General features: G+C 42.4%; 13 protein-coding genes. 12 read left to right on the top strand and 1 reads right to left on the bottom strand.

Annotation, left to right across the window (positions count from 1 at the left end; genetic code table 11):
• Window positions 1–3: 3 nt before the first annotated feature.
• The 3 genes from D8790_RS10540 to D8790_RS07550 all read left to right on the top strand — a co-directional run bounded on the left by D8790_RS10540 (window position 4) and on the right by D8790_RS07550 (window position 1,743).
• Window positions 4–156: a hypothetical protein gene (locus D8790_RS10540; RefSeq protein ID WP_005591870.1), complete on the top strand. Its 153-nt coding sequence runs from the start codon at window positions 4–6 to the stop codon at window positions 154–156.
• A 21-nt stretch (window positions 157–177) separates the two neighbouring features.
• Window positions 178–1,419, top strand: coding sequence for an aminopeptidase (locus tag D8790_RS07555; RefSeq protein WP_125388169.1), 1,242 nt, complete (start codon window positions 178–180; stop codon window positions 1,417–1,419).
• 93 nt (window positions 1,420–1,512) lie between these two features.
• On the top strand, window positions 1,513–1,743 hold the full coding sequence (locus D8790_RS07550; RefSeq protein ID WP_005591872.1) for a GlsB/YeaQ/YmgE family stress response membrane protein: 231 nt from the start codon (window positions 1,513–1,515) through the stop codon (window positions 1,741–1,743).
• 66 nt (window positions 1,744–1,809) lie between these two features.
• Here the strand turns inward: D8790_RS07550 and def are convergent, their stop codons facing one another.
• Entirely contained in the window at window positions 1,810–2,442 is a 633-nt protein-coding gene (gene def, locus D8790_RS07545; RefSeq protein WP_005591873.1) for a peptide deformylase, read from the bottom strand.
• 194 nt (window positions 2,443–2,636) lie between these two features.
• Between def and D8790_RS07540 the strand changes: the two genes are divergently transcribed.
• From D8790_RS07540 to D8790_RS07500, 9 genes are all read left to right on the top strand, one after another.
• The gene (locus tag D8790_RS07540; protein ID WP_125388168.1) at window positions 2,637–3,788 is read left to right on the top strand and encodes an MFS transporter; all 1,152 of its coding nucleotides are present in this window, start codon (window positions 2,637–2,639) and stop codon (window positions 3,786–3,788) included.
• A 9-nt stretch (window positions 3,789–3,797) separates the two neighbouring features.
• Window positions 3,798–4,526: a pseudouridine synthase gene (locus tag D8790_RS07535; protein WP_125388167.1), complete on the top strand. Its 729-nt coding sequence runs from the start codon at window positions 3,798–3,800 to the stop codon at window positions 4,524–4,526.
• Window positions 4,527–4,640: 114 nt separating this feature from the next.
• On the top strand, window positions 4,641–5,135 hold the full coding sequence (locus D8790_RS07530) for a DUF536 domain-containing protein (RefSeq protein WP_005591876.1): 495 nt from the start codon (window positions 4,641–4,643) through the stop codon (window positions 5,133–5,135).
• 295 nt (window positions 5,136–5,430) lie between these two features.
• Complete coding sequence (locus D8790_RS07525) at window positions 5,431–7,185, top strand: glycerophosphodiester phosphodiesterase (protein ID WP_125388166.1); 1,755 nt, start codon at window positions 5,431–5,433, stop codon at window positions 7,183–7,185.
• A 135-nt stretch (window positions 7,186–7,320) separates the two neighbouring features.
• Window positions 7,321–9,297, top strand: a complete 1,977-nt coding sequence (locus tag D8790_RS07520) for a peptide ABC transporter substrate-binding protein (RefSeq protein WP_125388165.1) — start codon at window positions 7,321–7,323, stop codon at window positions 9,295–9,297.
• A 65-nt stretch (window positions 9,298–9,362) separates the two neighbouring features.
• Window positions 9,363–10,859, top strand: coding sequence for an ABC transporter permease (locus D8790_RS07515; protein ID WP_125388164.1), 1,497 nt, complete (start codon window positions 9,363–9,365; stop codon window positions 10,857–10,859).
• Window positions 10,859–11,785 carry an oligopeptide ABC transporter permease OppC gene (gene oppC / locus D8790_RS07510; protein ID WP_005591880.1) on the top strand — a complete coding sequence of 309 codons (927 nt, stop codon included), beginning with the start codon at window positions 10,859–10,861 and terminating at the stop codon, window positions 11,783–11,785. The genes D8790_RS07515 and oppC overlap by 1 nt, the downstream gene beginning before the upstream one ends.
• Before the next feature lie 8 nt (window positions 11,786–11,793).
• On the top strand, window positions 11,794–12,861 hold the full coding sequence (locus D8790_RS07505) for an ABC transporter ATP-binding protein (protein WP_125388163.1): 1,068 nt from the start codon (window positions 11,794–11,796) through the stop codon (window positions 12,859–12,861).
• Window positions 12,862–12,871: 10 nt separating this feature from the next.
• Window positions 12,872–13,798 carry an ATP-binding cassette domain-containing protein gene (locus tag D8790_RS07500; RefSeq protein ID WP_125388162.1) on the top strand — a complete coding sequence of 309 codons (927 nt, stop codon included), beginning with the start codon at window positions 12,872–12,874 and terminating at the stop codon, window positions 13,796–13,798.
• The last annotated feature ends 98 nt before the right edge of the window (window positions 13,799–13,896 follow it).

The following is a 13,896-nucleotide window of genomic DNA, read 5'->3' as shown; positions in this document are numbered from 1 at the left end:
TTTATGAAATTGACTATTTCCGCTCAGGATAAGCCTGCGCAAAAGGTGTTTGATTACCAGCTGGAGTTTGATCCAGATACGATTTTGAAAATGACCGCTTTGATTTGTGGTACGGTGGCAGCGGTTAGCCTGCTGTCCCTGTTTAAAGAGAAATAACGAAAGAAAAGGAGAAGCAGAATGGTTCTGCCAAATTTTAAAGAAAACTTAGAAAAATACGCTAAACTCTTAGTTGCCAATGGTATCAATGTGCAGCCGGGTCACACGGTGGCGCTCAATATTGATGTGGAGCAGCGTGAGTTGGCGCATTTGATCGTGAAAGAAGCTTATGCCTTGGGTGCACATGAGGTCATCGTTCAGTGGACAGATGATGTCATCAACCGTGAGAAATTCTTCCACGCGCCGATGGATCGTCTGGACAATGTGCCAGAATACAAGATTGCTGAGATGAACTATCTCTTGGAGAACAAGGCTAGCCGTCTCGGTGTCCGTTCTTCTGATCCAGGTGCCTTGAACGGAGTGGATGCGGATAAGCTTTCAGCTTCTGCAAAAGCTATGGGACTCGCGATGAAGCCGATGCGCATCGCAACTCAGTCCAACAAGGTTAGCTGGACTGTGGCAGCTGCAGCAGGGCTTGAGTGGGCTAAGAAGGTCTTTCCAAATGCTGCGAGCGATGAAGAAGCAGTCGATCTCCTTTGGGACCAAATCTTCAAAACTTGCCGTGTCTACGAAGAAGATCCCGTGAAGGCTTGGGAAGAACATGCAGCTATCTTGAAGAGCAAGGCGGATATGCTCAATAAAGAGCAATTTTCAGCCCTTCACTATACAGCGCCAGGGACAGATTTGACACTTGGCTTGCCAAAGAACCACGTTTGGGAATCAGCCGGTGCTGTCAATGCGCAGGGAGAAGGATTCTTGCCAAATATGCCGACAGAAGAAGTCTTCACAGCGCCTGACTTTCGTCGTGCAGATGGTTATGTAACTTCTACAAAACCGCTTAGCTATAATGGCAATATCATCGAAGGTATTAAGGTAACCTTTAAGGATGGACAAATCGTGGATATTTCAGCCGAGAAGGGTGATCAAGTCATGAAAGACCTTGTCTTTGAAAATGTGGGTGCGCGTGCCTTGGGTGAATGTGCCTTGGTACCAGATCCAAGTCCAATTTCACAGTCAGGCATTACCTTCTTCAACACCCTTTTTGATGAGAATGCTTCAAACCACTTGGCTATCGGTGCAGCCTATGCGACCAGCGTGGTTGGCGGAGCAGATATGAGCGAAGAAGAGCTTGAAGCTGCGGGACTTAACCGCTCAGATGTTCACGTGGACTTTATGATTGGCTCTAATCAAATGGATATCGATGGTATCCGCGAAGACGGCAGCCGTGTAGCAATCTTCCGCAATGGAGATTGGGCAATTTAAGATTTTAAGTTGTTTTGACGGGCACTTTTAATCGGACAGCTCCCGCCTGCTTCTTGAAAAGTATTCTTAGAAACATAGAAAGAAGGATCCTATATGATTGGTAGTATGTTTGTCGGTTTTATTATTGGTCTCATGGCTGGGGCTATCACCAGCCGCGGGGAACGTATGGGCTGTATCGGAAAAATCCTCTTGGGCTGGTTTGGTTCATGGCTTGGGCAATTGCTTTTCGGCCACTGGGGACCGATGTTAGCGGACACAGCTATTCTTCCCTCAGTCTTGGGCGCTGTGATCCTTTTGGCTCTTTTCTGGGATCGAGGTACTTAGAATAGTGTAAAAGAAATACCTAGACGTGAAAACGTCTAGGTATTTTTGATTGCAATATATGGTCGTTTATTCCAGTACCAGCATGCCGTCTTTCACTGCGAATGGATCTTTTTCATTGATACGATCGTAAAACATGATGCCGTTGATGTGGTCGATCTCGTGTTGAACCACGATAGAATTGTAGCCTTTGAGTTTGATGCGGTGTTTTTGACCGTCCTTGTCAAAGTAATCCACGGTCACTCGTGCATGACGCACAACATAGCCTGGCACCTCTCGGTCAACCGACAGGCAGCCTTCTCCATCAGCTAGAGCAGCATCTTGCACAGAGTGGGCAACAACTTTAGGGTTGTACATGACCTGAGCCAGTGAGTAGGCTTCTTTAGGCGGATTTCCTTCTTCGTCCTCCAGATTTGGCACCAGCACAGCGATAATCCGCTTAGAAATATCCAGCTGAGGCGCTGCTAGACCAACTCCGCCACGGAGCCCCATTTTTTCAGCCATGACAGGATCTTGAGAATGTTTCAAAAACTGCATCATTTTCTCACCTAAAATGATTTCCTGATCAGATAGGGGAAAGCTGACCTCTTCAGCCACTGCACGCAAGGTAGGATTCCCCTCACGGATAATGTCGCTCATATCAATCAAATGAGCTGCTTTGGTTAATTTATCCATAACCGATTTTTTTTCACTAACAGACATGATTCTCTCCTTTTTCTTTCTTTCATCATAACACAAATCCCGCCAGAAATAAAGAAAGGGCTTGTCCTTTTGTCAGAGGAGAAATTTTTCGAAAGAATACTCTTTTTAATGGCTGAATTTTTAAGAAAAGATGATTGCGTCTTTTTCTAAAAAGCTGTATGATAGAATGAGTGTGATTTTTAAAGGAAAATAGAATGAAAAAGTTTATGGAAAAAGTGAGTATTCTCTCACTTTCTTTGGTGTTGACGACCTCCTTTTCGATTTCCAGTGCCCAATCCGCTATGTTTGCTTATTATAAAGATTTGCCAGAAAGTTGGATTGAATTGTTGGTTTCTCTCCCATCGGCTGGGATTATGCTCATGCTAATCTTAAATGGTTTGGTGGAGAAATATTTATCGGAACGAAGGATGATTGTGACGGGGCTCTTGATTTTCTCTCTTTGCGGCTTTGTTCCTCTCGTGAATAAGACCTACTGGGTGATTTTTGCCTCTCGCCTGATCTTTGGTATGGGGGTTGGTTTGCTCAATGCTAAAGCTATCTCGATTATCAGCGAGCGTTATGAGGGCAAGGAACGGATTCAGACCCTCGGTCTACGTGGATCGGCTGAGGTTGTCGGGACAGCACTCCTGACGCTTGGAGTGAGCCAGTTGCTTCGCTTTGGCTGGGAAATTTCTTTTTTGGTCTATGCGTCGGGGTTGATCGTTCTAGCCCTCTACCTGCTCTTTGTTCCCTATGGCAAGGAGGAGAAGCATCATGAGGCTCATCAGGAAGGAAAGGGTCTGACAGCTGCACAGTGGTTTTTGACAATCGGCCTAGCCCTAGTAGCAGCGGTGATTGTCTTGACGAATGTGGTCATCAATGTGCGCGTGCCCGGCCTGGTTGAAAAGTCTGGTATGGGCAGTGTTCAGACAGCAGGCTTGATTCTTTCAAGCATGCAGTTGATTGGTATTGCCGCAGGCTTGTCCTTTGCCCCTCTTCTTCATTATTTCAAGGAAAATCTATTGACAGTTGCAGGAGTGGTCTTTGGTCTTACTGCGATCATGATTGGTTTGGCACCAAATCTCTTGCTCTTGAGTGTGGTTACCATCGCTTCTGGCTTTGTTTATAGTGTCAGTCTGACAGCGATTTTCCATATTCTTTCTGAGAGAATCCCTAGCAAATCCTTGAATCAAGCAACCTCGATTGTGATTTTAGGCTGCAGTGCTGGAGCGACTGCTACAACCTTTTTCTTGTCTTTGATTAGTCAATTTTCAAGCCAAGCTTCCCTTATTTTTGGCGTTTTGGGAAGTCTGATGGTTTTAATGGCAGTGCTGGCATTCGGAATTCTCAAGAAAAAGTCTGCTTAGGAGAAGAGTATGCGTCTGGATAAATTTTTAGTGGAAAGTGGACTTGGCTCACGTAGTCAAGTCAAGCAACTATTGAAAAAAGGTCAAGTCTGGGTCAATGGAGCAGCGGTCACGTCGGCCAAGGCACAGATTGATGAGCGGTCGGATCAGATTGTGGTGGATGGTCAGACCTTGGTTTATGAGAAATTTGTCTACTATCTCTTGAACAAACCAAAGGGTGTCATTTCCGCAACTGAAGATGACCGACATAAAACCGTCTTAGATTTGTTGGACGATACTGCCCGTCAAAAAGAAGTCTTTCCTGTGGGGCGGTTAGATGTGGATACGCATGGGCTTCTACTTTTAACCAATAATGGTCAGCTATCGCACGCTATGCTGTCTCCCAAGCGCCATGTGGATAAGGTTTATCAAGCTCAGGTTGCTGGTCTGATCGATCAGGCAGATGTTGATCGTTTTGCTCAAGGAATCGAACTCAAAGATTTCACTTGTCAGCCTGCTCAGCTCGAAATTCTCGAAAGAGATGAAGGAGCGAAGACCAGTCTGGTCCGTATCACCCTTTCAGAAGGTAAGTTTCATCAGGTGAAGCGGATGGTTTTAGCTTGTGGGAAGGAAGTCACCGACCTTCAGCGTTTGTCTATGGGACCTCTGCAGCTAGATCCAAATCTGGAACTGGGGCAATGGCGACGCTTGACTAAAGAAGAAATGCAGAGCTTGGAAATTTTTCAAGTTGAACTATAGAAAGTTAGGAAAGTGGAGCAATATATTGCTTCACTTTCTTGCTCTATTTGACAGTTAAGCCTTGATATGATAAGATTTAGGTAACTATATCTAGAAAAAGTTTCAGAGGAAATTATGGCAATTGAAAAGACAGTCAGCGAGCTGGCCGAGATTTTAGGAGTCAGCCGTCAGGCAATCAATAATCGTGTCAAGGCCTTGCCGCCAGAAGATACAGAAAAAAATGAAAAAGGGGTCACAGTCGTGACCCGCAGTGGCCTGATTAAGCTAGAAGAAATTTATAAAAAGACCATTTTTGAAGATGAGCCAGTCAGCGAAGAAGTCAAGCAGCGCGAGTTAATGGAAATCTTAGTGGATGAAAAAAATGCCGAGATTTTGCGTCTTTATGAGCAACTCAAGGCTAAAGATAACCAGCTGGCTAAGAAAGACGAACAACTCCGTGTCAAGGACGTGCAGATTGCTGAAAAAGATAAGCAGCTAGACCAGCAGCAGCAATTGACAGCCAAGGCTATGAGCGAGCGGGAGACTCTCCTTTTGGAGCTGGATGAAGCCAAGGAGAAGGTACAAAAGCAGGAAAACAAAGGATTTTTCGCCCGTTTATTTGGTAAATAAGAAAGAAGAGGCTGGGACAAAATTCCTAGCCTCTCAATTGTCTTTGGATTGTCGAGCAAGACGCAGTGGTTGAGTGGGCTCTACTACGCTGATTACATCAGCTTTTACAGCCCTACTCAACTGTGCGGAGGTGGGACGACGAAATCGAATTCTAACGAATTACCGATTTCTGTCCCACTCTCTATTTGTCAAAGAAGGGGTGGTGCCAAGATGGCAATAACAGGAGCGGACTCACTGTAGCAACTGTAACTTGACAGCCCCTGTTTCGCCCAAATTTCTGAAAGAAGAAAATAAGATGAAACCAGAAAAACTTAGCTTTAAGCGCTTTTATCATAATTTAGACAAGATCCTAGTCCTCTTTTTCATGGTCTTTATGATGATGGAGTATGCATGGATTCCCTTTAATTCCTACGCAGCAGAATACCTGCTCAAACAGACAGGCTATCTCTTTTTGTCTTACAACAATGTCTGGGCAGTCCTCAGCTCTAATTGGCTGGTTGGTCTAGGTTTTCTAGTCCTCGTTGTGGTCAATCTCTTTGTCGCCTATTTCCAGAGCGGCATGATTTTCATGGGGATTCGCAACCTTTTGGATAAAGAAAATCGACCAGTATTCGCTTTTCTTGGAAAAACATTCAGGGATAGTTTTGCTATTGTCAAGAAGGCTGGCCCAGGGAAGATGCTCTTTATCGTACTTTATATGGGTTTTCTTTTTCCCTTCTTGCGCCAAATTTTGAAAATCTATTATCTCAATAAAATTTTGGTTCCAGATTTTATTGTCACCTATTTGGCAAATAATATTGTGCTCGCTGTTTTCATGGGACTTCTTGTGGTCGGCATGCTTCTAGTGGCAGTACGACTAATGTTTGCCCTACCACAGCTCTTTTTTGAACATGCCACAGTTCCTCAGGCAATTCGCTTTAGTCTGGCCAAGACCAAGAACCGACTTTTCTTTTACACTAGGCATCTTTTTTGGATTATTATCAAAAGCTTTCTGCTTTATACTTTTCTCTCAGCTCCAGCTATACTAGGACAGCGATACGCGAACACTCAACCAAATGAGGTTGTCCTCTTTAGCGGTATCGCAGCTTTTGTCCTGATTAAGTTTGCCTACTATGCTATGTTGTCCTATTTCCTTCTCAAATTTGTCTCCTTCCTGACAGATCGTACCTTAAATGACTATCCACCGAAAAGAGGCCTGTCTCTAATGCGTTGGTTTGTTCTGACTATTGCTAGCTTAAGCTTTTCATTAGAAGGTTATGTCTATCTAAATTTCCCTTTGGAGAACATTCCGATTACGATTTCCCATAGAGGGGTTTCAAGGGAAAATGGAATCCAAAATACCGTAGAAGCGCTGGAAAAAACAGCCTTGCTCAAACCTGACTTGGTAGAAATGGATGTGCAGGAAACCAAGGATGGACAGTTCGTTATGATGCATGATGCAAACCTGAAGCAGTTGGCAGGTCTGGATGCCCAACCTCAAGACTTAACCTTGGCCGAACTAACTTCGCTAGAGATATCAGAAAATGGCTATCGAGCTAAGATTTCTAGTTTTGACGATTACTTTACTCGTGCCAATCAACTCGGCCAGCGCCTCTTGATAGAAATCAAGACCAGCAAGAAAGACTCCAAGGATATGATGGAGCGATTCTTGAGCAAGTATGGTGCCAAAATCAAGGTTTATCAACACCAGATTCAGTCTTTGGACTACCAAGTCATCGATCAGGTTATCAAATATGACTCCTCTATCCCCAGCTTCTTTATCTTGCCTTATAATACAATCTTTCCACGAACCAAGGCTTCTGGCTATACCATGGAGTATTCAACCTTGGATGAAAATTTTGTCAATAAACTCTGGCAATCCGACAAACGTCTCTATGACTGGACCATTAATGATGAGGATAGTATCGTCAAATCCTTTCGCTTAGGAGTGGATGGGATGATTACAGATGATTTGGAGTTGGTTCAAAGTTCCATAAAAGAACTCAAGGATGATCCGGACTATACTACCCTTCTATTAAATAAGTCTTTAGACTTGCTAAGTTTTTCTTAGGATAGCAGTGGAAAATGAACACGAGTAGTAGAGTCATTGCATGGCTACCATAATATTCAGAAAATTTAGTTTACTTTTTTCCTTTCTTGTGCTATAATCCTAAGTAAACCTAAAAAACAAAATTGGAGAATTCGTATGAAAAAAAGCAAAGTATTAGCTTTAGCTGGAGTTAGCCTTCTTTCAGTAGGCGTTTTAGCTGCTTGTTCTGGTTCATCAAAAGGAAATAGCGCAGCAAAAGCTTATAATTATGTCTATACTGCTGAACCAGAAACATTGGACTATGTGACATCTGGTAAGGCTTCAACAGCTGACCTCGTGACAAACGGTGTAGACGGTTTGTTGGAAAATGACCAATATGGTAATTTTGTACCGTCTATTGCAGAGTCTTGGACTGTTTCTAAAGATGGTTTGACTTATACCTATAAAATCCGTAAAGACGCTAAATGGTACACTTCAGAAGGTGAAGAATACGGTGATGTGACAGCTCAGGACTTTGTGACTGGCCTCAAGCATGCTGCTGATAAGAAATCTGAAGCCCTTTATCTTGTTCAACATTCTGTAAAAGGCTTGGATGACTACGTAAATGGTAAAACACCTGACTTCTCTACTGTTGGAGTTAAGGCAGTTGACGACCACACTCTCCAATATACTTTGAACCAACCTGAACCACAGTGGAATTCAAAGACAACTTCACAAGTTCTTTGGCCAGTTAATGCCGAATTCCTTAAAAAACAAGGGGACAAATTTGGTCAATCTACTGACCCATCTTCTATCCTTTATAATGGACCATTCTTGATGAAGTCTATCACTGCTAAGTCTGCTGTTGAGTATCAAAAGAATGAAAACTACTGGGATAAGGAAAATGTTCATGTCGATACTATCAAGTTGTCTTACTTTGATGGACAAGACCAAGATGCCCTTGCTCGTAACTTTAAAGACGGTGCCTACACAGTAGCTCGTCTCTACCCTACAAGCTCAAACTATGCTGGAGTAGAAAAAGACTTCAAGGATAATATCTTTTTCACACCGCCAAGTGCTGGTGTAGCTGTTATGGGTGTCAATATTGATCGTCAAAGTTACAACCATACAAGCAAAACAACAGATGCTCAGAAGTCTGCTACTAAGAAAGCGATCCTTAACAAAGACTTCCGTCAAGCCTTGAACTTTGCTATCGACCGCACATCATACTCAGCACAGATCAATGGTAAAGAGGGTGCTCCTTACGCTGTCCGTAATACTTATGTACCACCAACTTTTGTTCAAGCCGCTGATAAATCTTTTGGTGACGTTGTAGAAGAGAAAGTTGCTGCATTGGGTGACGAATGGAAAGGTGTTAAACTTGAGGACGGTCAAGATGGCCTCTTTAATGCTGAGAAAGCAAAAGCAGAGTTTGCCAAAGCAAAAGCGGCTCTACAAGCTGACGGAGTAGAATTCCCAATCCATCTGGATCTCCCAGTTGCTCAGACTGCTAAGCCAATGGTTAACCGCGCGCAATCGCTTAAGCAATCTGTTGAAAAGACTTTGGGAACTGAGAATGTTGTTGTAGATATTCAACAAATGTCAGAAGATGATCTTTACAACATTACTTACTATGCACCAAATGCTGCTGGCGAAGACTGGGATATCTCAACAGCTGTTGGTTGGAACCCTGACTATCAAGATCCATCAACTTATTTGGATATTTTGAAAACTACATCAACTGAAACTACAAAGACTTACCTTGGTTTTGAGGGAGCAGACAATGCTGCCGCTAAGCAAGTTGGTCTAGATGAATATGACCGCTTGGTAGATGAAGCTGGTAAAGAAACTTCAGATGTTGTTACTCGTTACGAAAAATATGCAGCAGCTCAGGCTTGGTTGACAGATAGCTCTCTTGTTGTCCCATTGATGGCAAACCCTGGTGCAGCACCATTTATCTCACGTATCGAGCCATTCTCAGGTTCTTATGCCCAAACAGGTAATAAGACATCTTCTACTTACTTCAAACGTATTAAAGTAAAAGATGAAGTAGTAACGAAGAAAGACTACGAAGCAGCTCGTAAGAAATGGCTGAAAGAAAAAGAAGAGTCAAATGCGAAAGCACAAAAAGATCTCGAAAGTCATGTAGAATAAATCGTTCACTAGAACTTTCTCTAATAACGAGAGAAAGTTCTTTTGAAATTTAAAGGAAACGATAAATGAAGAAATACATTTTTATGCGTATTTTACGCTCAATTGTGTCGATTTTCTTGGTAACGACCTTGACCTATACCATTATTTATACAATGGTTCCGAGAAGATTGATTTTCAAACAAGACCCGAACTACAATAAGATAGCCACAACCGAAGATAAAAAGACAAACTATGAAAATACAGTCTATGAGCGGATGGGTTATATTGACTATTATGATACAAAAGAGTTGCAGGAAAAAGCCAAGAAGGAAAATAAATCTGTAACTACTGAGGCAACCGATGAAAATAAAAAGATCTACGAAGCCTATGTTGAAAAACTTGGTAAAGGTTGGAAATTGTATCAATTCAAAGAAAGCAAAGAATTCTATGCTGTTCGTGAAGTTCCAGTTTACGAGCGTGTACTTGAGTTCTATGCTAATCTGATTCAGATTGATCATCCAAATGTGATTCAAGATGAGGAAAATCCAAATCTTAAGCGCTACATCCGTATCGAAAATGACCCAGCCATTGGTTGGTCAGTCGTAGGTTCTGGTACTCGTCATAAATATCTTCTATATTTTAATGGCCAATTCCCATTTGTTCACCAAAACTTTGTTAGTTTGAACCTAGGAAATTCTTACCCTACTTATGCAAATACGCCTGTATTGCAAGTTATTTCCCAAGGACAAGGTCAAACAAAATCATCAGAAGTTCAATTCCCAACAGGTAAGAAAACTTCTGCTGTAGATATTTACTCTCGTACCTACAAGACTCCAAGCAAGGCAGACTCGCAGGATATTGCTAAATATGGCAAGGGAGATGCTTACACTGCAACCAAGAATAACTATCAAAACCCATCGATGATTGTCAGCTCATCTATTATTGGTCTGATTGGTGTGGCGCTTTCTTATTTGATTGCTGTTCCGCTTGGTTCTTATATGGCTCGCTTGAAAAATACTTGGTTTGATAGTATTTCAACAGGTGCCTTGACCTTTATGATGTCATTGCCAACCATCGCTCTTGTTTATATTGTTCGTTTGGCTGGTTCAGCTATTGGACTTCCAGATTCCTTCCCAATTTTGGGAGCAGGTGACTGGCGTTCCTATGTTTTGCCATCTCTGATTCTTGGACTTCTGAGCGCACCTGTGACAGCAGTTTGGATTCGTCGTTTTATGATCGACTTGCAATCTCAAGACTTTGTCCGCTTCGCTCGTGCTAAAGGTCTTTCAGAGAAAGAAATTTCTAACAAGCATATTTTCAAAAATGCCATGGTACCATTGGTAACTAATATTCCAGCTTCTATCGTTGGTGTCATTGCAGGTGCGACTCTGACAGAAACAGTCTTTGCCTTCCCTGGTATGGGTAAAATGTTGATTGACTCTGTGAGGGCGTCTAATAACTCAATGGTGGTTGGCCTTGTGTTTATTTTCACCTGTCTTTCAATCTTTGCCCTCTTGGTAGGTGATATCTTGATGGTAATGCTTGATCCACGTATTAAATTAACATCTAAAGGAGGTAAATAATGGCTACAATTGATAAAAGTAAATTCCAATTTGTCAAACGTGACGATTTTGCCTCTGAAACGATTGATGCTCCGGCTTATTCATACTGGCGCTCCGTTATGCGCCAGTTCTTGAAAAAGAAATCAACGACGATCATGTTAGGAATTCTGGTTGCCATCGTTTTGATGAGTTTCATTTATCCAATGTTCTCAAATTTCGATTTCAATGATGTCAGCAAGGTAAATGACTTTAGTATGCGTTATATCAAACCAAACGCTGAACACTGGTTTGGTACAGACAGTAATGGTAAATCTTTGTTTGACGGTGTTTGGTTTGGTGCTCGGAATTCTATCCTGATTTCCATTATTGCAACACTCATTAACCTGATTATTGGAATCATTATTGGTGCTATCTGGGGAATTTCCAAAGCGGTTGACCGTGTCATGATGGAAGTCTACAACATTATTTCAAATATTCCAGCACTCTTGATTGTTATTGTCTTGACTTACTCTATCGGTGCTGGTTTCTGGAACTTGATCTTCGCCATGACCATCACTGGCTGGGTAGGGATTGCGTATACGATCCGTATTCAAATTATGCGTTACCGTGATTTGGAGTATAACTTGGCATCGCGTACCTTGGGAACACCGACATATAAGATTGTGACCAAGAATATCATGCCCCAGTTGGTATCTGTTATCGTGACGACAACTTCTCAAATGCTTCCAAACTTTATCTCTTACGAGGCATTCCTATCCTTCTTTGGACTTGGTCTTCCTGTAACAGTACCAAGTTTGGGACGCTTGATTTCCGACTATTCACAAAACGTAACAACCAACGCTTACCTTTTCTGGATTCCATTGACAACCCTGATCTTGGTATCCCTGTCCTTCTTCGTAGTTGGTCAAAACTTAGCCGATGCAAGTGATCCACGGACACATAGATAGGAGTAAATATGACAAAAAATAAAAATGTAATATTGACTGCTCGCGATATTGTCGTGGAATTTGACGTTCGTGACAGAGTATTGACCGCCATTCGAGGCGTTTCCCTTGACCTAGTTGAAGGTGAAGTTCTGGCTCTAGTTGGAGAATCTGGCTCTGGTAAATCTGTTTTGACAAAAACATTTACTGGAATGTTGGAAGAAAATGGCCGTGTAGCGCAAGGAACGATTGATTATAGAGGAACCGATTTGACTGCCCTAAAGAGCAACAAGGATTGGGAACCCATTCGTGGTGCTAAAATTGCGACTATTTTCCAAGATCCGATGACTAGCCTAGATCCGATTAATACAATCGGAAGTCAAATTACCGAAGTTATCGTCAAACACCAAGGAAAAACAAGCAAAGAAGCCAAAGAAATGGCAATCGACTACATGACTAAAGTTGGAATTCCAGACGCTGAAAAACGTTTTGAAGAGTATCCCTTCCAATATTCTGGTGGGATGCGCCAACGGATTGTTATCGCGATCGCCTTGGCTTGTCGTCCAGATATTCTGATCTGTGATGAGCCAACAACAGCCCTCGATGTGACGATTCAAGCCCAAATTATTGACTTGCTCAAGTCATTGCAGGCAGAATACCATTTCACGACTGTCTTTATCACCCATGACCTTGGTGTTGTAGCAAGTATTGCGGATAAAGTGGCGGTTATGTATGCTGGCGAAATCGTTGAATATGGAACAGTTGAAGAAATCTTCTACGATCCAAAGCATCCATATACATGGAGCCTGCTGTCTAGCTTGCCGCAGTTAGCTGAAGCAAATGGTGAACTTTACTCGATTCCAGGTACACCACCGTCGCTATATACTAGCATTAAAGGGGATGCTTTTGCACTTCGTTCGGACTATGCAATGGCTATCGATTTCGAAGAAAAAGCTCCTGCCTTTCAGGTTTCCGATACGCACTGGGCTAAGACCTGGCTCTTGCACGAAGATGCACCAAGGGTTGAGAAGCCAGCTATTATCGAAAACCTTCATGATAAAATTCGTTCAAAAATGGGCTTCAATCACTTAGAAGCTTAGGAGGAAGGAAATGACTGAAAAATTAGTTGAAATTAAAGATTTAGAAATTTCCTTCGGCGAAGGAAGTAAGAAATTTGTAGCTGTAAAAAATGCGAATTTCTTTATCAATAAAGGAGAAACTTTTTCCCTAGTAGGTGAATCTGGTTCTGGTAAGACAACCATCGGCCGTGCTATCATCGGCTTGAACGATACTAGTGCAGGTGAGATTTTATACGAAGGTAAAAAGATCAACGGGAAGCAATCTAAAGCTGAGGAAGCTGAATTGATCCGTAAGATTCAGATGATTTTCCAAGACCCAGCTGCCAGCTTAAATGAGCGTGCGACGGTTGACTATATCATTTCAGAAGGTCTTTATAACTATCATCTTTTTGAAAATGAAGAAGACCGTCAGCAAAAGGTTAAGAATATCATTCGTGAAGTTGGTCTTTTAGCTGAGCATTTGACACGCTATCCTCACGAATTTTCTGGTGGTCAACGTCAGCGGATTGGGATTGCTCGTGCCTTGGTGATGGAGCCAGATTTCGTTATTGCGGATGAGCCAATCTCTGCCTTGGACGTGTCTGTTCGTGCGCAAGTCTTGAACCTTTTGAAAAAATTCCAAAAAGAACTTGGCTTGACCTATCTCTTTATCGCCCACGACCTATCGGTAGTTCGCTTCATTTCAGATCGAATCGCTGTTATCTATAAAGGGGTTATCGTTGAAGTGGCAGAGACAGAAGAGTTGTTTAACAACCCTATCCACCCTTATACGCAGTCACTCTTATCTGCTGTGCCAATTCCAGACCCAATTTTGGAGCGTAAAAAGGTCTTAAAGGTTTACGATCCAGAGCAGCATGACTACTCAGTGGATCAACCTAGCATGGTTGAGATCCGTCCTGGTCACTATGTCTGGGCTAATCAGGCAGAAGCTGACCGCTATAAAAAAGAATATAAATAAAAAGAAGCTGTAGAAACATGGNATTGAATGTTTCTCAGCTTTTTTTATTGTTATTTCAGTAAATTTATGGAAATATACGCAATCGCTTGCATGCTAAA

This window comes from Streptococcus cristatus (genome assembly GCF_003943535.1).
GTDB classification, from domain to species: domain Bacteria; phylum Bacillota; class Bacilli; order Lactobacillales; family Streptococcaceae; genus Streptococcus; species Streptococcus cristatus_L.
This window is presented reverse-complemented; position numbering and strand designations above follow the sequence as displayed.